Origin of the sequence: Streptomyces sp. NBC_01306, from assembly GCF_026340465.1 — a bacterium.
Lineage (GTDB): Bacteria > Actinomycetota > Actinomycetes > Streptomycetales > Streptomycetaceae > Streptomyces.
This window is the reverse complement of the sequence record NZ_JAPEPC010000001.1, coordinates 4295234-4315064: the sequence shown is the minus strand read 5'-3', so window position 1 is coordinate 4315064 and position 19831 is coordinate 4295234. Positions and strand designations below refer to the sequence as shown.

17 protein-coding genes and 1 pseudogene are annotated in these 19831 nt (G+C 69.9%); 7 read left to right on the top strand and 11 right to left on the bottom strand.

Annotation, left to right across the window (positions count from 1 at the left end; translation table 11 throughout):
- Positions 1-182: 182 nt before the first annotated feature.
- Positions 183-494: pseudogene (locus OG385_RS19075) on the bottom strand (hypothetical protein).
- 146 nt (positions 495-640) lie between these two features.
- Between OG385_RS19075 and OG385_RS19070 the strand changes: the two are divergent.
- Genes OG385_RS19070 through OG385_RS19060 form a run of 3 tightly spaced genes read left to right on the top strand, consistent with a single transcriptional unit; the run spans position 641 to position 1862 of the window.
- A complete protein-coding gene (locus OG385_RS19070) occupies positions 641-1465 on the top strand; it encodes a helix-turn-helix transcriptional regulator (RefSeq protein ID WP_266855924.1) in 825 nt (274 codons plus the stop codon).
- On the top strand, positions 1462-1671 hold the full coding sequence (locus tag OG385_RS19065; RefSeq protein ID WP_266855923.1) for a DUF397 domain-containing protein: 210 nt from the start codon (positions 1462-1464) through the stop codon (positions 1669-1671). The genes OG385_RS19070 and OG385_RS19065 overlap by 4 nt, the downstream gene beginning before the upstream one ends.
- Positions 1668-1862 carry a DUF397 domain-containing protein gene (locus OG385_RS19060; RefSeq protein WP_266855922.1) on the top strand — a complete coding sequence of 65 codons (195 nt, stop codon included), beginning with the start codon at positions 1668-1670 and terminating at the stop codon, positions 1860-1862. Before OG385_RS19065 ends, OG385_RS19060 begins: the two co-directional genes overlap by 4 nt.
- A gap of 113 nt (positions 1863-1975) precedes the next feature.
- On the opposite strand, the gene sufU is transcribed toward OG385_RS19060, so the two are convergent.
- From sufU to OG385_RS19045, 3 genes are read right to left on the bottom strand one after another with little or no spacing between them, the layout of a single operon-like run.
- Entirely contained in the window at positions 1976-2413 is a 438-nt protein-coding gene (gene sufU / locus OG385_RS19055; protein WP_266855920.1) for a Fe-S cluster assembly sulfur transfer protein SufU, read from the bottom strand.
- A gap of 1 nt (position 2414) precedes the next feature.
- Positions 2415-3725 (bottom strand): cysteine desulfurase, encoded by a 1311-nt coding sequence (locus OG385_RS19050; protein WP_266855919.1) that lies wholly within the window; start codon positions 3723-3725, stop codon positions 2415-2417.
- Positions 3722-4567 carry a hypothetical protein gene (locus OG385_RS19045; protein WP_266855918.1) on the bottom strand — a complete coding sequence of 282 codons (846 nt, stop codon included), beginning with the start codon at positions 4565-4567 and terminating at the stop codon, positions 3722-3724. Before OG385_RS19045 ends, OG385_RS19050 begins: the two co-directional genes overlap by 4 nt.
- A gap of 223 nt (positions 4568-4790) precedes the next feature.
- Between OG385_RS19045 and OG385_RS19040 the strand changes: the two genes are divergently transcribed.
- Positions 4791-5390, top strand: coding sequence for an HD family hydrolase (locus tag OG385_RS19040; RefSeq protein WP_266855917.1), 600 nt, complete (start codon positions 4791-4793; stop codon positions 5388-5390).
- Between the two features lie 132 nt (positions 5391-5522).
- Positions 5523-6032: a DUF1992 domain-containing protein gene (locus OG385_RS19035; RefSeq protein ID WP_266855915.1), complete on the top strand. Its 510-nt coding sequence runs from the start codon at positions 5523-5525 to the stop codon at positions 6030-6032.
- 108 nt (positions 6033-6140) lie between these two features.
- Here the strand turns inward: OG385_RS19035 and OG385_RS19030 are convergent, their stop codons facing one another.
- Positions 6141-8735 carry a bifunctional FO biosynthesis protein CofGH gene (locus OG385_RS19030; RefSeq protein WP_266855913.1) on the bottom strand — a complete coding sequence of 865 codons (2595 nt, stop codon included), beginning with the start codon at positions 8733-8735 and terminating at the stop codon, positions 6141-6143.
- A gap of 476 nt (positions 8736-9211) precedes the next feature.
- Between OG385_RS19030 and OG385_RS19025 the strand changes: the two genes are divergently transcribed.
- Positions 9212-10831 (top strand): TROVE domain-containing protein, encoded by a 1620-nt coding sequence (locus OG385_RS19025; RefSeq protein ID WP_266855911.1) that lies wholly within the window; start codon positions 9212-9214, stop codon positions 10829-10831.
- A 26-nt stretch (positions 10832-10857) separates the two neighbouring features.
- Here the strand turns inward: OG385_RS19025 and ligD are convergent, their stop codons facing one another.
- The 4 genes from ligD to OG385_RS19005 form a co-directional block, all read right to left on the bottom strand.
- Positions 10858-11805, bottom strand: coding sequence for a non-homologous end-joining DNA ligase (gene ligD / locus OG385_RS19020; RefSeq protein ID WP_266855909.1), 948 nt, complete (start codon positions 11803-11805; stop codon positions 10858-10860).
- A gap of 66 nt (positions 11806-11871) precedes the next feature.
- Positions 11872-12087, bottom strand: a complete 216-nt coding sequence (locus OG385_RS19015) for a hypothetical protein (RefSeq protein WP_266855907.1) — start codon at positions 12085-12087, stop codon at positions 11872-11874.
- Positions 12088-12276: 189 nt separating this feature from the next.
- Complete coding sequence (locus tag OG385_RS19010) at positions 12277-12543, bottom strand: hypothetical protein (RefSeq protein WP_266855906.1); 267 nt, start codon at positions 12541-12543, stop codon at positions 12277-12279.
- A 102-nt stretch (positions 12544-12645) separates the two neighbouring features.
- Positions 12646-13479: a TIGR03619 family F420-dependent LLM class oxidoreductase gene (locus tag OG385_RS19005; protein ID WP_266860994.1), complete on the bottom strand. Its 834-nt coding sequence runs from the start codon at positions 13477-13479 to the stop codon at positions 12646-12648.
- Positions 13480-13666: 187 nt separating this feature from the next.
- On the opposite strand from OG385_RS19005, the gene OG385_RS19000 reads away from it, so the two are divergent.
- Positions 13667-15226, top strand: coding sequence for a CehA/McbA family metallohydrolase (locus OG385_RS19000; protein ID WP_266855904.1), 1560 nt, complete (start codon positions 13667-13669; stop codon positions 15224-15226).
- A gap of 132 nt (positions 15227-15358) precedes the next feature.
- Here the strand turns inward: OG385_RS19000 and rph are convergent, their stop codons facing one another.
- Positions 15359-18025, bottom strand: coding sequence for a rifamycin-inactivating phosphotransferase (rph, locus tag OG385_RS18995; RefSeq protein WP_266855902.1), 2667 nt, complete (start codon positions 18023-18025; stop codon positions 15359-15361).
- A gap of 331 nt (positions 18026-18356) precedes the next feature.
- Positions 18357-19820 (bottom strand): aldehyde dehydrogenase family protein, encoded by a 1464-nt coding sequence (locus OG385_RS18990; RefSeq protein ID WP_266855900.1) that lies wholly within the window; start codon positions 19818-19820, stop codon positions 18357-18359.
- Between the last annotated feature and the right edge of the window lie 11 nt (positions 19821-19831).

Below are 19831 nucleotides of genomic sequence, written 5' to 3'. Positions count from 1 at the left end.
CAATAGGGCCACAAGGCCCCTGAATAGCCCGCAGAGCCCCGAACTCTTCAACAGTCGATCCCCCCTGAATGATTCGACCGACAGTCCACCAGAGGGGCCATTCCGTCCTCTCTGGGTATCGCGCCGCCGAGGGCTACAGGGACTATTGCGAGCGGGTTTCCGCACGACCCGCGCGCCGCGCGCTACGCATCCTCGACACAGCCACCCCCGCCGCCCTCCTCGATCCGCCCGCCCCTGCTGTACGCGATACGGAGCACGTCCCCGAGCGACTCGGTGGCCCGGGTGAGCGCGAACCGTACGGCCCGCTCCCCCGCCACCGCATCGGCCAGCACCGCACGCGACCCGGCCAGCACCGCTTCCGCCGAGTCCATCTACTGATCCTCCAGATCGTCGGCCAGGCGGGAGAGCAGGCTGCGCGGGTTGTCCGTGCTGAGGTAGCACGGCTTGCCCTCGGGAGAGATCCACGGCAGCAGCCGGAGCAGGGAATCGGGCATGATCAGCGCCTCACATGGGGGGATCGAAGGTTCGGCTCTTGGCTGACGAGCGGTGATTACCGTTCGTGTCCCGATGATTACGTCCTGGCCCTACGCTCGGAAAGGGACGCGCGATTGCCTTCGCGCACGGCAACAGGAGGGGACCGATGTCCGAACTCGCCGAAGCGGAAGAGGAGTCGGGACGCGCGGCGCTCGGCCGCGCGCTGCGTTATCTACGCGAGAAGGCCGGCAAGACGCTCAGCCAGCTGGCGGCCGAGACACGGTACGACAAGAGCTACCTGTACCGGCTGGAAGTGAGCCAGCGGCTCTCGAAGCTCGCGGTGATGGAGGACCTGGACCGGTACTACGGGACCGGTGGGCTGCTGGTGCAGCTGTGGAAGGTCGCGCGGAGGGAGGTGTTCAAGGACCAGTACAAGGAGTTCATGCGGCTGGAGAACTCGGCCTGTGTGATGTGGATGTTCCAGCTGGCCGTTCCAGGGCTCCTCCAGACCGAGGACTATGCCCGCGAGGTGTTGTCGGCGGCCCAGACCACCGAGGGCGGGGCGGAGTTGGTCGAGGAGCAGGTCGCTGCCCGGATGAGCCGCCAGGAAATACTGCGCCGCAGCCCGGCGCCGCATCTGCGGGTCATCCTGGACGAGGTGGCGCTTCGGCGTCGGTCGCGCGACCCGAAGGTGTGGGAGGAACAGCTGAAGCATCTGAACGAGGTCGCGCAGCTTCCCTCGGTCGTCCTGCAAGTACTCCCGTTCAACGCGGGCGTTCACGGCCTCATGGGAAGCCACCTCTCCGTCTTGTGGCAGCCGGACGGCAGCTCTGTTGCCTACGTTGAGGGCAATGGATTCGGCGAGTTGATCGATGATCCGGACAAGGTCACCAGCTACCGCCTGGCTTACGATCGAGTCCGAGATCTGGCGCTGTCCCCGTCGGACTCACTGACGTTTATCAGGGGCGTCTTGGAGGAGCACAGATCATGAACCGAACGCCCGACCTCTCCACCGCTCACTGGCGCAAGTCGAGCTACAGCGACGGAGGCCAGACGAACTGCGTCGAGGTCGCACACGACTTCCCTGGGCTCATCCCCGTACGCGACAGCAAGGCCGCCCCCGCAGGCCCCGCACTCGTCTTCCCGGTCGCTGCCTGGACGGCCTTCATCCACAACGTACGGGGGCAGAGCTCGTGACCGACCTCTCCACCGCGACCTGGCACAAGTCCAGCTACAGCGACGGTGGGGACACGAACTGCGTCGAGGTCGCAGTCAACTACCCGGGCATCATCCCCGTACGCGACAGCAAGGCCGCCCCCACCGGCCCGGCGCTGGTCTTTCCCGACTCGGCCTGGGCCGCCTTCGTGGGATTCGCCGCCGGTCGCTGAACCCACCCGCCCATACACGGACGCGTCAACGACCCCAGCGTTCAGGGCCGTTGACGCGTCGGTGTCGCCCGAGCCAGAACCGCTGCTCGTGAAGAACGCGGCCCTCGGCTCCCCTACTGCAGGGCCCTCCGTAGTGCTGTCCAGGAGAGCAGCGCGCATTTGATCCGCGCCGGGTGGTGGGACACGTCACTGAAGGCGACGGCGTCGGCCAGATGAGGCGGCCAGGCAACGGGTCCCTGGGCCTGTCGGCGCAGCAGCGAAGCGAACTCCGTATGCAACTCGGCTGCCTCCCGTACAGGACGGCCGATGACCAGATCTGTCATGACGGAGACCGACGCCTGGCTGATCGAGCAGCCCTGCACTTCGTAGGAGACATCGTCGATGGCTGCCCCGTCCCCTTCTCCTGTCAGGCTGACGCGCAGGGTTATCTCGTCCCCGCACATCGGGTTGAACTGCTTGACCTCCGCGTCGTACGGCTCCCGGAGCCCGCTGTGGTGCGGAGCCCGGTAGTGGGCGAGGATGATCTTCTGGTGTTCTGCCGTCAGGCGCACGTCACAGCTCCCCGGCAGTCATCAAGCCCGGCACGCCGACCCCGAAGAGCGACTGCGCCTCCTTGACTCCCTCAGCCAACGTCTCGATGTCCGACAGCCCGTTGTAGAGGTAGAAGCTGGCGCGCACGCTGGCCGGTACACCCAGCCGGCGGTGGAGCGGCCAGGCACAGTGGTGCCCGACCCGGACGGCGACGCCTCGCGCGTCCAGGACCTGGCCGACATCGTGCGGGTGTACGCCGTCGACGGTGAAGGACACCGCGCTGCCACGATCGGTCAGCGCGGTGGGGCCGAGGACGCGTACACCGTCGATGCCACCCAGGGTGGCGAGCGCGGCTTCCGTGAGTACGTGTTCGTGGGCGGCGATACGGTCCATGCCCACGGCTGTCAGGTATCGCACCGCTGCTGCCAGTCCGACCGCCTGGGAGGCCATGGGGACACCCGCCTCGAACCGCTGGGGCGGCGCGGCATAGGTGGACTCCGTCATTCCGACGACTTCGATCATTGAACCGCCGGTGAGAAACGGCGGCATGGATTCCAGCAGTCCGCGCCGTCCGTACAGAACGCCGATTCCGGTCGGTCCGAGCATCTTGTGGCCGCTGAAGACCGCGAAGTCCACGCCGTAGTCGTGGAAGTCGACGGTGAAGTGCGGTACGGACTGGCAGGCATCCAGCACGGTGAATGCACCCACCTCCGCGGCTCTGGCAACAATCCGCCCCACCGGGTTGACCGTGCCGAGCACATTCGACTGGTGCGAGAAGGCGACCAGCCGGGTGCGTGCCGTCACCACGTCGTCCAGGTCGGACAGATCGAGCCGGCCGTCGGCGGTGACACCGAGCCAGCGCAGCGTCGCGCCTGTGCGTCGGCACAACTCCTGCCAAGGCACCAGGTTGGCGTGGTGTTCCATCTCGGTCACCACGATTTCGTCGCCAGGACCCACACGGAATGGCGCGGACTCATCACCCGATGCGGTGGCATTGCTCATCGCGTACGCGACGAGGTTGATGCCTTCGGTGGCGTTCTTGGTGAACACCACTTCTCCGGGGTCCGCACCGATGAAACCCGCGACCTGGGCGCGGGCTTGCTCGTAGGCCGCGGTCGCCTCTTCGGACAGTTGGTGCGCTCCCCGGTGCGCTGCCGCGTTCGATGTCTCCGAGAAATTCCGCTCCGCGTCGAGCACCTGGACCGGCCGCTGGGAGGTCGCCCCGGAGTCCAGGTAGACCAGCCGCTGCCCCTCGACACTTCGGTGCAGGATCGGAAAGTCGGAGCGGATCCGGGCCAGGTCCAGCGCCTGGGGTGTGCTGGTGGCCGTCATGCGGATGCACCGTCGGCGGCACCAGTGGCAAGCTCTGCCAGCACCTTGTCGGTGGTCTGCAGACACAGACCGCGGGCGCACACGGTGACGCTGTCGCTGTCCGCCCGGTCGGCCTCGTCCAGGAACTTCGGGTTGAAGCTCTCGATGCGCTTGGTGCGGACGCCCTCGGCGAAGTCCTCGGGCGCTGTCCAGCACAGATCCTTGTACGAGGAGGTGTGCTCCGGTATGACGGCGGGGTCCTTGAGTTCCAGGATCGCACCGAACATCAACAGCGGTTCGTAGAGCGGCTCGACGGTCTCGGGGTCCTCCGTGGGGCGGTCTGCGACATAGCTGAAGCCGGCCCCGATCATGGATATGCGGCACTCGCCCAGCGGCTTCTCCCGGGAGGCTGCCTCCATGGCGCTCTCGCAGCCGAGTTTGCGGGCGAGCAGGTCACCCACCAGGTACGGCAACGCCGCTGACGGGTCGGGGACCACAGTCCGCTGCTCCGACTCGCGAAAGCGGGCCACGATCCTCAGATCGTCGGCCCGCAGGTCTGTGAGATGGACCGGCTTCAGCTCCGTCGCCGACGCCGTCATGCTCTCGACGTAACATCGGGCGAATTCTAACGGGAGCATGCTGGTCGGTGTGCTGATGACGTTGGGGTGGGTGGGGTTACTTTCGGCCCTTCGTGTGCCGGTCAGCACACTGGGGCCGTTCTCGGAATTCGCCATGATCGTGACCTGGAATACCGGCTGCCACAGGGTTCCCGGTTCGAGGCATTCCTTCAGTGTCGCGGGGCCGCACGATCGAAATCCCGCCAATGTGCCGTCGAGTTCCGACTCCGCATAGAATTTTGCCATGAGAACTCTCCTTGTTGATCGACGGTTATGCCAGTACGAAACTAGAACCGAGCAACACACCGGTCAACGATTAATTCTGGACAGTCTCGACGGACCCAAGCAGCTCCTCCGAGCCAGATCAGGAGGGATCCACCTGGCTGAAAAATGCACCCCTGCGCATCACCGATGCTAAAGTCCACAGGAATCCTTGGATATCAATTCCACGAAAAATAAGGCAGATGCCATGGACGGCAACCTCCGGGAAGTATTCGACTTCATCGCCTTCACCGCACGCCTGCGGGAAGTCGACCGGCACAACAATGCCACCTCCGCCAGGAAGGAGAGCGTGGCCGAACACTCATGGCACCTGGCACTGGTCAGCTGGATCCTGCACCGCGAGTTCGAAAGAGAATGCGGCCATTCCCTCGACCTGGAGAAAATGCTCAAGTTGTGTCTGATGCATGACCTCGTGGAAATCGACGCGGGCGACCCGTCAGCCTGGACGGCCCAGCACAACGGCGACAAGGCCCGGATCGAGGAGGAGGTCGCCCAACGCCGGTTCTCGCCGCTCCCGGACGGGCTCGGCACCGAGTTCCTGGGCCTGTGGCACGAGTACGAGGAAGGACAGACGCCCGAGGCCCGGATCGTACGGGGAGTGGACCGGCTCAACCCCGCGCTGATGCGGTTCCTGACCGGTCAGGGCTGGCAGGACGTCGGCGCCGACGCCGAGGCCCTGGACCGGCTCCAACTGCCGCGCATCCAGGTGAGCGAGGCCCTCACCGCCCTGTACCAGGAAATCAGGGACGCGGCAGTGGCCCAGGGAATGCTCACTCCGGTGTCCTGACCGTCACCCCGCCGGAGCCCGGTCCGGACCCCCCGGCCGCCGGCCTGGCGGTGGTGGACCACCACCAGGAACTCGGTCCGCATCCGCCGGTCCCCCTGGTCCGGCGGATGCCGGGAGTGGGAGAATGGCGTCATGACTGAGCGAAAGCCCCCGGGGCTCAGCTTCGAGTCCTGGGTCGACCGGCAGATCCGCGAGGCGGAACAGCGTGGCGATTTCGCCCACCTGCCCGGCGCGGGGAAGCCGCTGCCCAATCTGAACGCGCCGTACGACGAGCTGTGGTGGATCAAGCAGAAGATGGCCCAGGAGGGTTCCGCGGCGATCCTTCACCCGACCCTCGCGCTGCGCAAGGAGATCGAGGACGTCCTGGCCAAGGCGGCCCGGGCCCCGTACGAGCGGCGCGTGCGCGAGCTCCTGGAGCCGGTCAACGAGAAGATCGCCGCCAACCTGCGCACGCCACCGCCGGGGCCGCCGCTCGGCCGCCCGCTGATCGACATCGACGAGGCCGTGGCCGAGTGGCGGCAGGCCCACGACAAGGGCACCGGGGACGACACCGGGGACAGCGAGAAGGGCAGGGACAGCGAGGACGGCGACCGGCCCCGCAGGCGGAGGCTCCGCATCCCCCGCCTCCGACGCCACGGCTGACCCGCGCCGCGCCACACCGCGCCGAGCCGCGCCGAGCCAAACCGCGCCAAGCCGGCCGGCGTTGTGACCGGCCGGCCCGGCGTCCATTCACCAGGCGCTGCGCAAGGCTCAGTCCAGCACCGGCAGCAGCTCCGGCAGGTGCCCGTCCGAAGCGCCGGCCGCCTGCATCCGCTCCTCCGGCACCGGCCCGTACAGCGTGTTCCGGGCGCGGGCCGGGCGGCCCGCCAGGTCGGCGATGGCGATGAGGTCCTGGATCGAGCGGTACGAACCGTAACTGGAGCCCGCCATCCGGGAGATGGTCTCCTCCATCAGCGTGCCGCCCAGGTCGTTCGCCCCGGAGCGCAGCATCTCCGCCGCGCCCTCCGCGCCGAGTTTCACCCAGCTGGTCTGGATGTTGGGGATGTACGGGTGGAGGAGCAGCCGGGCCATCGCGGTGACCGCGCGGTTGTCGCGGGCCGTCGGGCCCGGCCGGGCGATCCCGGCCAGATACACCGGGGCGTTGGTGTGGATGAAGGGCAGCGTCACGAACTCCGTGAAGCCCTCCACCCCCTTGGCCAGCGCGGTCTGCTGGATCTCCGCCAGGGTGCGGAAGTGGCCGAGCCAGTGCCGGGGCTGGTCGACATGGCCGTACATCATCGTGGACGAGGAGCGGATGCCCAGTTCGTGGGCGGTCGTGATGACCTCGATCCAGGTCGCCGTCGGCAGCTTGCCCTTGGTGAGGACCCAGCGGACCTCGTCGTCCAGGATCTCCGCGGCCGTGCCGGGGATCGAGCCGAGCCCGGCCTCCTTCGCCGCGGTCAGCCACTCGCGGATGGACAGACCGGTGCGGGTCGCGCCGTTCACCACCTCCATCGGGGAGAACGCGTGCACATGCATCCCCGGGACGCGCTCGCGTACGGCCCGCGCGATGTCGAAGTACGCCGTGCCGGGCAGGTCCGGGTGGATGCCGCCCTGCATACACACCTCGACCGCGCCGACGTCCCACGCCTGGGCGGCCCGGTCGGCGACCTGGTCCAGCGAGAGCGTGTACGCGTCGGCGTCCGTGCGCCGCTGCGCGAAGGCGCAGAAGCGGCAGCCGGTGTAGCAGACGTTGGTGAAGTTGATGTTCCTGGTGACGATGTACGTGACGTCGTCACCGACCACGTCCCGCCGCAGGTCGTCCGCGATCCGGGTGAGTGCGTCCAGCGCCGGGCCGTCCGCGTGCAGCAGGGCGAGCGCCTCGTCGTCGGTGAGCCGCGTCGGGTCCGCGGCCGCCTGGTCGAGGGCCTGCTTGACGTCGGTGTCGATACGGGACGGGACCATGCCGGGGGCCGCCTGCTCGCGCAGGGCGTCCCAGTCCCCGTACACCTCGTCGAAGTCGTCCCGGCGGTCGGATGTGCGGCCCTCGGTGTCGATGGTGGTGTGCAGATCGGTGCGGCCGGTGGCGGTGAAGCCCTCCTCGGGCTCCTGCCAGGGCAGCCCGGACGGCTTGACGCCCTCGCGGGCCATACCGGTCTCCGGGTCGGCGAGCGCCCGGACGTGCGGCACCAGCCGGGGGTCCAGCCAGGGCTCGCCGCGCTGGATGAACTCCGGGTAGATGGTGAGTCGTTCACGCAGCTGGAAGCCGGCGTCCGCAGTGCGCTCGGCCAGCTCGTCGATGTGCGGCCAGGGGCTCTCGGGGTTGACGTGGTCGGGCGTCAGCGGCGACACCCCGCCCCAGTCGTCGATCCCGGCGCCGATGAGCAGCGCGTACTCCGCGTCGACCAGGTTCGGCGGGGCCTGGAGGCGGGCGGACGGGCCGAGGATGTGCCGGGCCACCGCGATGGCGGCGGCCAGCTCCTCCAGCTCGGCGTCGGGCATCGCGCGCATCGCCGTGTCGGGCTTCGCGCGGAAGTTCTGGACGATGACTTCCTGGATGCCGTGGTACGAGCGCGCGACCCGGCGCAGCTCGAAGAAGGCGTCGGCGCGCTCCTCGTACGACTCGCCGATCCCGATCAGCACCCCGGTGGTGAAGGGGACGTTGGAACGCCCGGCGTCCTCCAGGACGCGCAGCCGTACGGCGGGCTCCTTGTCGGGCGAGCCGTGGTGCGGGCCGCCCGGCTCGCTCCACAGCCGGGTCGCCGTGGTCTCCAGCATCATGCCCATCGAGGGGGCGACCGGCTTGAGCCGCTGGAGGTCGGTCCAGGACATGACGCCCGGGTTGAGGTGGGGCAGCAGGCCGGTCTCCTCCAGGACCCGGACGGCCATGGCGCGTACATAGGCCAGCGTGTCGTCGTACCCTTCGGCTTCCAGCCATTCACGCGCCTCGGGCCAGCGCTCCTCGGGGCGGTCGCCGAGCGTGAACAGTGCTTCCTTGCAGCCGAGTTCGGCGCCCTGGCGGGCGATCTCCAGCACCTCGTCGGGCGACAGGTACATGCCGTGGCCGGCCCGCCTGAGCTTGCCGGGCACGGTCACGAACGTGCAGTAGTGGCACTTGTCCCGGCAGAGCCGGGTCAGCGGGATGAACACCTTGCGGGAGTACGTGATGACTCCGGGCCGCCCGGCCGCCTCCAGCCCGGCGTCCCGCACGCGCGCGGCCGATGCGGCGAGGTCGCGCAGGTCGTCGCCGCGCGCCTGGAGGAGCACGGCGGCCTCGGCCGTGTCGAGGGCCACGCCGTCCCTGGCCCGCCTGAGCGCGCGGCGCATGGCATTTGCGGTGGGTGCTGCGGGCTGCGGATCAGTCATGGACCGAGCATACGAGCGCGATTTCGCACTGTCTGCGGCGCCTGGCCAGCCGTGACGTCCCGTTACGCCAGGTAACGCACGGCGTCCCCGGCGGTGCGGGCCACCGGGGCACCAACTCCGCTCCGGCTCCCGATAATTCGAGTGATCGGCCGCGGGCATGACATGTACGGTGAGGGCACTTCATGCACCTCCCGGTGCGCGGGCCGTGGTTACTTCTTTGGGTGAATTGCCTTCGGGCATGCGGGTTCGATACCCGCACAACCACAGCCGACTTGATCTCGGGAGGCACAGCGTCGGGGGTGCCCGGTGCGACAGGAGACGGATACTTCCTCTTCCACAGGCGAGACGCGGGTTCGAATCCCGTCGGAGGCTTCGGACCTCCGTAGCTCAGCGGCCCAGAGCGCGTTGTTTCCCGTCACCGACCTTGATCTCGGGCACCCTCCTGCTGAGCTTCCCCTCCACGCGAGGGGTTCCTCATGTCCAGGTTCAACCAGCGCGGCGCCCGCCCGGCCGCCGCCTCTCCCGTGACGTCCACCGGGGAGCGGGCAGCCACCCACCAGGGCGGCGCCGGCCACCTCCGCGACGCCAGGTCGGAGCTCTTCCTCCTCGCCGTCGCCAACACCGTCGGCACCGACACGTTCTACGAGACCGGCGGCCGGCGGGACGACCGGTACGCCCGGCTCGTCCGGAAGCTCGCCGTCGACGATCCGGTCTGGGTCGCCGCGCTGCTGTCCTGGCTGCGCAACGACGCCCAGCTGCGCACCGCGGCCCTGGTCGGCGCGGCCGAGTTCACCGCCGAGCGGCTGCTGCGGGAAGCTCCGGGACACTCGCGGCAGGTCATCGACTCCGTGCTCCAGCGCGCCGACGAGCCCGGCGAATTCCTCGGCTACTGGACCTCCCAGTACGGGCGCACGCTCCCGAAGCCCGTGAAGCGGGGGACAGCCGACGCCGTCCAGCGCCTCTACACCGAGCGGTCGCTCCTCAAGTACGACACCGACAGCAAGGGCTACCGGTTCGGCGACGTCCTCAACCTGGTCCACCCCATTCCCGCGGCCGACAAGCCGTGGCAGGGCGACCTGTTCAAGCACGCGATCGACCGGCGCAAGAAGCGGGACGAGGAGATTCCCGCCCCGCTGACCACGCTCCGGGCGCGCGAGCAGCTGATGGCGACCCCGGCCGACCGGCGCCGCGCCGTACTCACCGAGCACCCGGAGCTGCTGGGGCGCGCGGGCATGACCTGGGAGGCGCTCACCGGGTGGCTCCAGGGCCCGATGGACGCCACTGCCTGGGAGGCGGTCATCCCGTCGATGGGGTACATGGCGCTGCTCCGCAACCTCCGGAACTTCGACGAGGCCGGCGTCTGCGACGAAACGGCCGCACAGGTCGCGGCGAAGCTCGCCGACCCCGAGCAGGTCGCCCGCTCCCGGCAGCTGCCCATGCGCTTCTACGCCGCGTTCAACGCGGCCCCGTCGCTGCGGTGGGGACATGCTCTCGACAAGGCGCTCACCGCGTCCCTGTCGAACATTCCCCGGCTCGGCGGCCGGACCCTCGTCCTGGTGGACACCTCGACCTCGATGGAGTCGTCGTTCTCCCGTGACGGAACGCTGATGCGCTGGGACGCTGCGGCCCTGTTCGGCGTCGCCATCGGCCGGCGGTGCGGCGCTGCGGATGTCGTGTCGTTCTCCTCCGCGCGCTACTACGTGAACGACAGCCCCGGAGCGAAGGTGAAGGCGTTCCCGCTGACGCGCGGCGGCTCGCTCATCGGGGACGTACGGAAGTGGCGGGACGGCGGCTGGTTCCTGGGCGGCGGCACGGACACGGCGGCGGCGCTGCGGGAGACGTTCCGGGGCCACGACCGGGTCGTCATCGTCACGGACGAGCAGCACGGCCACGACGCCCAGGAGGTCACCGAGGCCGTCCCGGCGCAGACTCCGATGTACACGTGGAACCTCGCCGGATACGAGACCGGGCACGCCCCGTCGGGAAGCGGGTTCCGGCACACGTTCGGCGGCCTCACCGACCAGGCGTTCCGCACGATCCCGCTCATCGAGTCGGGTCGCGACGCGAAGTGGCCCTGGGAGCAGGTCGTGTCTTAGGGGCTGTCCGGTCTCAGAAGTCCCGCCTACTCCCCGACGATCCCCCGGAGCCCCTTCCACGAAGGCTGCCGGAGAATCCCGTCGGGGGTCAGCTCGGCGTACCGCACCTCGCCCTCCAGGAGGGGCAGCACCCAGTGGACGCCGGGCGGTGGCTTGGGCTGGGGTGCGCCTGCCGCGAAGGGAGGGGTGTCGGCGGCGGCCGCCGTGAGGAGCGGCAGCAGAAAGCGCCGTTGGTCGGTGGACAGGCCGGAGCCGACGGCGCCGGCATAGCGCAGGCCCTCGGGTCCGGGTACGCCGACGAGCAGCGAGCGGGGCTCACCACGGGCGTCGGCGGACCAGCCGCCGATCACGACATCGGCAGAGGGGCGGAACTTCACCTTGATCCAGTCCGGGGACCGGCGGCCGGGCTGGTAGCGCGAGGTCAGGCGCTTGAGGATGACCCCCTCCAGCTGCCGGTCACGGGTCCAGCCGATCCCGGCCGACGCGTCGTCCGTCCACGCGGGCGGTACGACGACCGTGCCGTCGCCGGGGAGGGGGAGGCTTTCCAGCAGCCGGCGCCGCTCCAGATACGGGCGGCCCGTCACCGTCGTGCCGTGGTGAACCAGGATGTCGAAGAGCATGAGCGTGACGGGGGTCTGTGCGCGTGCGGTCCTGATCCGGGCCGGCCCGGCGAGCATCATCCGCTGCTGGAGCCTGCTGAAGGACGGCAGACCCGCCGGGTCCAGGGCGACGACCTCCCCGTCCAGGACGACGGGTGCGTCGTCCACGAGCCCGGCCAGTGAGGCGAGTTCGGGGTATCTGGCGGTGGCGTCCGCCCCTGAGCGGGCCTGCACCGTCACCTCACCACGCGCGTCAATGTGTGTGAGGAGGCGCATTCCGTCCCACTTGACCTCCGCCGCCCAGCCGCCGAGGTCGCTGGGGAGCGGGGCCTCGCCGGCCAGCATCGGAGCGAGCCGGCCGGGCCGATCAGCCACGGTGGGCCCCGCTGCGGGCCCCGCTGCGGATCCCGGCAGTACGGCGCGTTCCGGCCAGGTCGCCGGTCACCCGGGCGCCGGCCACACATCGGGACCGCCGCCGTGCCACTGGATGAGCGACGTGGTCGGGATCTCTGCTTCGTCGACGCCCGCAAGACCGGCCCCGCGCAGCAGCTCGACGACATCCCGCTGGCTGTGGGCTACGCCAAGGGTCTCCTTACCGGCTCGCACACGACGGCCGCCGGACGGGTCCGGCGGGTAGACAATGACCGGCATCTTCATACGTCCAGCGTGCTCCTGCTCCGCCGTTCCGGCACCCCGGGGAGGGTGCCTGCCGACAGGACCGGCTCAGGCGGTGCAGCAGCGCAGGCGGAGGCAGGAACACAGGCGGGGAAGCAGCACAGGCGGGGAAGCAGCGGAGGCGGGGGAATCGGCTCAGGCGGGGGCCGCAGCTCAGACGCCCTCGAAAGCTCAGACGCCCTCGAACTTCATCGACACAGCGCCCTCCGGCGTCACGCGGCAGACCGAGACCGTGCCCCAGACCTCCCCCTTCGGCTCCTGCAGGAGCCTGAGCGGCACAGGCTCCGCGGGGAAATCCAGGTCGTCGTCGGAGATGATCTGCGTGCGCAGTACGCCGGAGCAGCCGTGCGCGGAGAAGGCGAGCGTGGCTGCCACCGGCAGGACATGGCTGTGGATGGCCAGTACCGCCCGGCCGTTGTATTTCGGTTCCTGAAGCACACCAACCAGCTTCCGCCCGGTCGCGGGTCACCGCACGTCGGGGAGCCCGCTCCCCCGCTCCGTGGCTCCGTAGCCCGTAGGCGCATCCGGCACGGCGGACGCTCAGGCGGCCAGATACGGCGCGTACTCGTCCAGCACCTTCAGCACCGACGCCTCGTCCGCGGACGGCAGTTGGAGTACGACCTCCTCAATGCCCAGCTCCGCGTAGTGCGCCAGCTTCCCGGGGGTCGGCAGCACCGCGTACGGGACGACGTGGAGCGCCGCCGGGTCGCGGCCCGCGTCCTGCCAGACCTGGCGCAGTACCGGCATCGACTCACCGAGCCCCCGGCCCCCGATCGGCATCCAGCCGTCCGCGTACTCCGCGATGTGCGCGAAGAGCTTCGGTCCGGCGGCCCCGCCGATCAGGGTGCGTACGCTGCCGCCCCGCGGTTTCGGATGCGCCTCGCTGGCCCGTACTGAGCCGAACTCTCCTTCGTACGAGGTGGGTTCGGCCGCCCAGAGAGCCCGCATCAACGCCATCCGGTCCCGGCCGAGATCGCGGCGGCGCGTCCACTCCACCCCGTGGTCGGCGGCCTCCTCCTTGTTCCAGCCGTAGCCGAGACCGAGCGTGAAGCGGCTGCCCGAGAGGTGGTCGAGGGTCGCGATCTGCTTGGCCAGGCCGATCGGGTCGTGCTGGGCGATGAGCGTGACACCCGTGCCCAGGGCCAGGGTGTCCGTCACCGCGGCGGCCTGCCCCAGCGCGACGAACGGGTCGAGCGTCCTGCTGTACTCGGCGGGCAGTTCGCCTCCCATCGGGTACGGAGTGGCCCGCTCGACCGGGATGTGCGTGTGCTCGGGCAGATACAGCCCGGCGAACCCGCGCTGCTCCAGCTCCCGTGCGAGCCGTACCGGGGTGACGGTCCGGTCGGTCAGAAAGATCGTGGTGCCCAGCCGCATGACATCAGCCCTCATTCGCGCTCGTGTATCCGTGCCGTGGGCGCAGAGGTTATGACGTCCGGGGCGAAAATCCGAGCGCCGTGTCACGGTCTCTGTCCCGCCCTCTTCCCTTCTCGCCCGGTTCACGGCTGAATACCAGGGTTCAGCTGCACCCCTTGTGTCCCCACAGACCCCTGGAGCCGTTGGCATGAACCCTGGAGACCCGACCCCCGGCGAGCTGGGCCGGCGCGGACTGCTGGTGACGGGAGCAGCCGCCGCGCTTACGTTGGGAAGCGTGAGCTTCGCGAACGCGGCGGACGGCGGTGGCGGCGCACCGCAGGACAGCACCCCGGGCGGCACACCACCGGCAGGAGGCACACCGCAGGACCGGACGAGGACGGTGAGCGGCACGCTGCCGCCCGGCTCGCCCGACTACGTCTATCTGCCGGTGGACGTTCCCGAAGGGGTCCGCGAGCTGGCGGTCTCGTACACGTACGAGAAGCCGGTGGTGCCCGCGGGCACTCAGGGCAACGCCCTGGACATCGGCATCTTCGACGAGCGCGGTACCGACCTCGGCGGGACGGGGTTCCGCGGCTGGTCGGGCGGCGCGCGCAGCGAGTTCTTCATCCGCGGCGACGCGGCGACCCCCGGCTATCTGCCGGGCCCGGTCCGCGCGGGCCGGTGGAACATCGCGCTCGGCCCGTACACCACGGCCCCCGAGGGGCTCCCGTACACCGTCACCATCACCCTGCGCTTCGGCCCGACGCCCGGGACGCCGAAGCCGGTGTATCCGCCGGTGCGCGCGAAGGGGCGCGGGCGGGCCTGGTACCGGGGCGACTGCCACATCCACTCGGTGCACTCGGACGGCAAGCGCACCCCGGCCGAGATCGCCGCGCTGGCCCGTTCGGCGGGGCTCGACTTCATCAACACCAGTGAGCACAACACGAGTTCCGGGCACCGCGCGTGGGACGGGCTGTGGGGCGACGACCTGCTCATCCTGACCGGTGAGGAGATCACCACGCGCAACGGCCATGTGCTGGGCATCTCCACCGACCACGGCACCTGGGTCGACTGGCGCTACCGCGCCCGGGACAACCGCTTCGGCCACTACGCCCGCGAGATCCGCCGTGCGGGCGGCCTGGTCGTCCCGGCGCACCCGCACGCGACCTGCATCGGCTGCAACTGGAAGTTCGGCTTCGGCGAGGCGGACGCGGTGGAGGTGTGGAACGGGCCCTACACCCTGGACGACGAGGTGTCCGTGGCGGACTGGGACAACACCCTGGTCAGCGGCGGCCGGGACTGGACCCCGGCGATGGGCAACAGCGACGCGCACAAGGACCCGGACCGGATCGGCACCCCGCAGACGGTCGTACTGGCCGACGACCTCAGCAGGGACGCCATCCTGGCGGGCATCCGCGCGGGCCACTCGTACATCACCGAGTCCTCGGCGATCTCGCTCACCTTCGGCGCCGCCGGTGGCCGCGCGGCCCACGCGGGCATCGGCGACCGCCTCCGGGTGCCCGCCGACACCCCGGTGACGGTCCGCCTGGACGTCACCGGGGCCCCCGGCTGCACGGCGAACTTCGTCACGGACCAGGGCACGCTGTACACCACGTCCCTGCCCAAGTCGGGTGCGGGCACGGTGGAATGGCACACGACACCGGCGTACGCCACCTATGTACGCGCGGAGGTCCGGCACGCCCCGGCGGCTGCGGGGCTGCCGGGGGCGCTGGCGGCGCTGACCAATCCGGTGTTTCTGGGGGCGTGACGGGCGGGGCCGCCGGGGCGGGTCGACGGCCCCGGGAAGCTGCGCGCGGGGCTTCCCGGGGTGGTCGGTCACGGCAGGATTCAGTCAGTGCAGGATTCGGGCACGGATGGATTCGGTCAGGGATGGATTCGGTCAGGGCAGGAGTTCGACGTACCCGTCCGTTCCGTGCACGCGGATCCGCTGCCCGTCCCGGATCAGCCGGGTGGCCCGGTCCACGCCCACGACGGCCGGCAGGCCGTACTCCCGGGCGATCACCGCGCCATGGGTCATCTGGCCGCCCACCTCCGTCACCAGCCCCGCGACCGCGACGAACAGCGGAGACCAGCTGGGGTCCGTGAAGGTCGTGACCAGGATGTCGCCCTCTTCAAGATCGGCCTCCGCCATGTCGAGGATGACGCGGGCCCTTCCCTCGATGGTCCCGGTGGAGACCGGCAAACCGATCAGGGCTCCGGCCGGCGCGTCATCGCGCCGGTACGCCCCGTTGACGGCCTCACCGTCCGATGTGAGCACCCGGGGCGGGGTGAGTGCGTGGTACGACCGGAACGCATCCTTGCGCTGCTGGATGAGCCGGCCGTCCGCCTGGTTCGAGCGCACGACGTCGTGGAGTTCCTGGAACGTCAGATAGAAGACGTCCTCCTTCTCAGGAAGCACACCGGCCCGCACCAGGCGCCCGGCCTCCGCCAGCAGGGCCCGCTTGTAGACGAAGTAGCGGCTGATGATGCCGTACTTCGGGTACTCCCGGTACCCGATGAAGGTTCTGACCTGGTCGATCATCCGCTTGGCCTCGTCGGCCTTCCGGTCCCCGTCCGGCAGGGCCCGCAAGCGGGACAGCACGTCCTGCTCCTTCTGCTGGGCCTTCTGCCGCCCGTGCTCGAAGCGCCGCTCGGCGGCGCCCGGCTCGAAGTTCCTGACGTTGTCGAGGATCACGGGCACGAGCGTGGCGGGGCGCTCGCTCCAGCGCGGCCTGGTGATGTCGATCTCGCCGACGCAGCGCATCCCGTACCGGTCGAGGTAGGCCTCAATGGCATCGCGTGCTCCGGTCCCGCCCGGGAGCTTCGCCAGCTCGTCCAGGAAGGTCGTGTTTTCGGCGTACCCGGCGTGCTCGACGCCCCGCAGGAACTCCACCACCTCCGGCTTCGGGCGGATCACGTCCGCGACGTCGAGCAGCGCAAGTCCCATCTCCGACGTGATGTTGCCGGGGGCGGACAGGGTGAGGGTGTCAGCCGCGTTCTTCTCACCCAGCCACTCCTGCAACTGGTCGTTGAGCCACCACGTGGCCTCCATCCCCGCCATGATCGCCTGAAAGTTCAGCGGATCACCGAGGCCCCGCTTGTGCTCGTCGAAGGCCTCCAGCAGGAAGTCGAACAGCGCCGGTCCGGTCTTCGTCCGGATGTCGCGCTCCAGGGCGGCGATGGACGTCCGGCTGCGCTCGATCAGCTCGGGGACGATGGCCGGATCGGGCTCGGCCGGAGCGGACGCACCGCCGGCGGGCGGTCCGGCGGGTGCCGCGTCCGGGAGCGACGGGACGAAGTCGTCGCGGCCGAGAACGGTCTCCAGAGCGTCCCTGATCAGCGGATCGCCTCTCCCGACGACGTCCAGGAGTGCGGCGCGGCTCGCGGGCGAGGCCAGGCGCCGGGTGGCGTCCACGAACAGCCTCCCGCCGGCCTCGTGCATCGGCGCCATCGCTGTCAGCTGCCACATGGAGATCCCCAGGGGCTTCATGGGGTCGGTCATCATCTGCTGATGGCCCACGGAGAGGTAGACGTGGTTCTCCTGGGCGCCGGACCCGAGGACGTCGCCGGTCTCCGGGATGGGGAAGAGCGTCGTGATCGGCCGGCTCTGAACGATCCGGAAGTCGTCGTCGGCCAGGCACCATTCGATGTCCTGCGGGCGGCCGAAGTGCGCTTCGATCCGCCGGCCGAGCTGCACGAGCCGCACGGCCTGCGCATCCGTCAGCGCCGGCTGCTCCTGCCGCTGCGGGTCGACCGCCACTTCCCGCGTACCTCCGGCCGGCAGGGCGTGAACGGCGCGCTGTTTGGCGGCGATCACCCTCTCGACGACCTCGCCGTGCCGCACCTTGAAGACGTCCGGGTTCACCAGGCCGGACACCAGGGCCTCACCGAGACCGAAGCCGGCGTCCACGGTGGCGACCTTCCGGTTGCCCGTGACGGGGTCGGCCGTGAACAGGATGCCGGACGTATCGGGGAAGACCATCTGCTGCACGACCACGGCCATGTGGACCGTACGGTGGTCGATGCCGTTCCGCCGGCGGTAGGTCACGGCCCGCTCGGTGAACAGCGAGGCCCAGCACCGGCTGATGTGCTGGAGGACCGCCTCCGGCCCCACGACGTTCAGATACGTGTCCTGCTGGCCGGCGAAGGAGGCCGTCGGCAGGTCCTCCGCCGTCGCGCTGGACCGGACGGCGCAGGCGGTGTGCTCACCGAGCCGGGCGAGCGCGCCGGTGATCGCCGCCGCAAGATCGTCCGGGATGGCAATCCCTTCGATGGTCCGGCGGATCCGCGCGCTGAGCGTGCGGATCGTCTCCCGGTCGTCCCCCTCGCCGGCAGAGCGAGTCGAGCGCGACAGCTGATCGAGCTGATCAAGCTCATCGAGCTGATCACCGATCGACGGCGCTGCCGCCATGATCCGCCGGAAGGCGTCCGTCGTCACACAGAAGCCACCCGGCACGCGGATGCCTTCGATCCGCGACAGCCCGCCCAGGTGGGCGCCCTTGCCACCGACGACCGCTACCTGTGTCTCGTCGGCCTCTTGAAGATCCAATACGTACTGCTCACTCACTGCGATCCTTCCGAGGCAGCCGGGCTCCGTTGCACTGCCGATCCCACCACTGGTTCGACGTCACCGCGTCCCCCACACGTCGTGGCGCCCCCTCCCATTTCCGCAGGTCGAGGCACCGGCCGACGATTCTGCGCCATGACGGGGGCCTTGCGGCAAGCCCCCCGTCGCGCTATAAGTTGAGAGTGGCAAGGAGAGTGCTCTCCTTGTCTTTATTCTTTGCCAGCTGTCTCTGGCTGTCTTTGCCGGCGCGGTGGCAGATCGCGCGGAGGGGCTGCAAGGGTCTTCAGCGACCCTTGCAGCCCCTCTTACGCGTGAGACGTGTTGCTTGCCCTTACCCCGGCCAGACGATCGACTGGAGCTCGCTGTACGCGTGCAGGGCGTACGAGCCGACGTCCCGGCCCACTCCGCTCTGCTTGAACCCGCCGAACGGCGCCTCCATGTTCCGGCCGATGGTGTTCACCCCCACCCCTCCGGCCCGCAGCTGTGCCGCCACCCGGAACGCCCGTGCCACGTCGCCCGACCAGACGTAGTCGAGCAGGCCGTAGTCGCTGTCGTTGGCCAGGGCGATGCCCTCCTCCTCGTCGTCGAAGGGGACCACCACGACGACCGGGCCGAAGATCTCCTCGCGGACCACGCGCATGTCGTTGGTGCAGTCGGCGAGCAGCGTGGGCGCGGTGTAGAAGCCCTTGTCGAACGACGGCCGTTCGCCGCCCGCGACGACCGTCGCGCCCTCCTTCCGGCCGAGTTCCACGTACGACTCGATCCGGTCCCGGTGGGCCGCCGAGATCACCGGTCCGACCACCGTGCCCCGTTCACCCGGGTCACCCACCCTCAAGTGCCCTGTGTATGCGGCGAGTTGGGAGACCAGACGGTCGTAGATACCACGCTGGGCCAGTACCCGGGTGGGCGCCGTGCAGATCTGGCCGCTGTAGAAGGAGAAGGTCGTGCCGATCCCGGACACCGCCGATTCCAGGTCCGCGTCGTCGAAGACCAGCGCCGCACCCTTGCCGCCCAGCTCCATCAGCTGCCGCTTCATACCGCGGCCGCAGACCTCGGCGATGCGCCTGCCGACCACCGTGGAGCCGGTGAAGCTGACCATGTCGACGTCCGGTGAGTCGACGGCCGCCTCGCCCACCTCCGTACCCGTCCCGCTGACCACGTTCACCACCCCGCGCGGCACACCCGCCTCGGTCAGCGCCTCCGCCATCCGGAAGACGGAGAGGGGGTCCTGCGGGGCCGGTTTGACGACCACGGTGTTGCCCATGGCGAGCGCGGGCGCGATCTTGCCCGCCGGGTTGGCCCAGGGGTTGTTGTACGAGGTGATGCAGGTGACCACTCCCACCGGCCGGCGGGCGGCGAGCGCCCCGAAGACGCCTGCCTTCCCCATCGGGCCCGCCTCGTTGATCTGCGGCGGCAGGCCCTGCTCGACCGGTTCCAGGGCGCCCTTCGCGTAACGCCGGAAGCGTGCCACCCCCACGCCGACCTGCATCCCGCGCGCGGTCCCCGTGGTGGCGCCGCTCTCCGCCTGGGCGAGCGCCGCGTACGGCAGGAACTCCCGCTGCATGATGCCGGCCGCACGGGCGAGGATCGCGGAGCGCTCCTCCGGCGCCGTCCGCGACCAGCCCGCGAAGGCCGCACGGGCGGCGGCGGCCGCCGCGTACACCTGCTCGCGGCTCGCCTCGGGCGCGGGTCCCACGCTCTCCTCGGTGGCCGGGTTGATCACGTCGTAGTGCCCGCCGTCCGGCGCGACCCACTCGCCGTCGATGAAGAGCCCCTGCTCCTGGCGTGCGTTCACCCGCTGCTCCT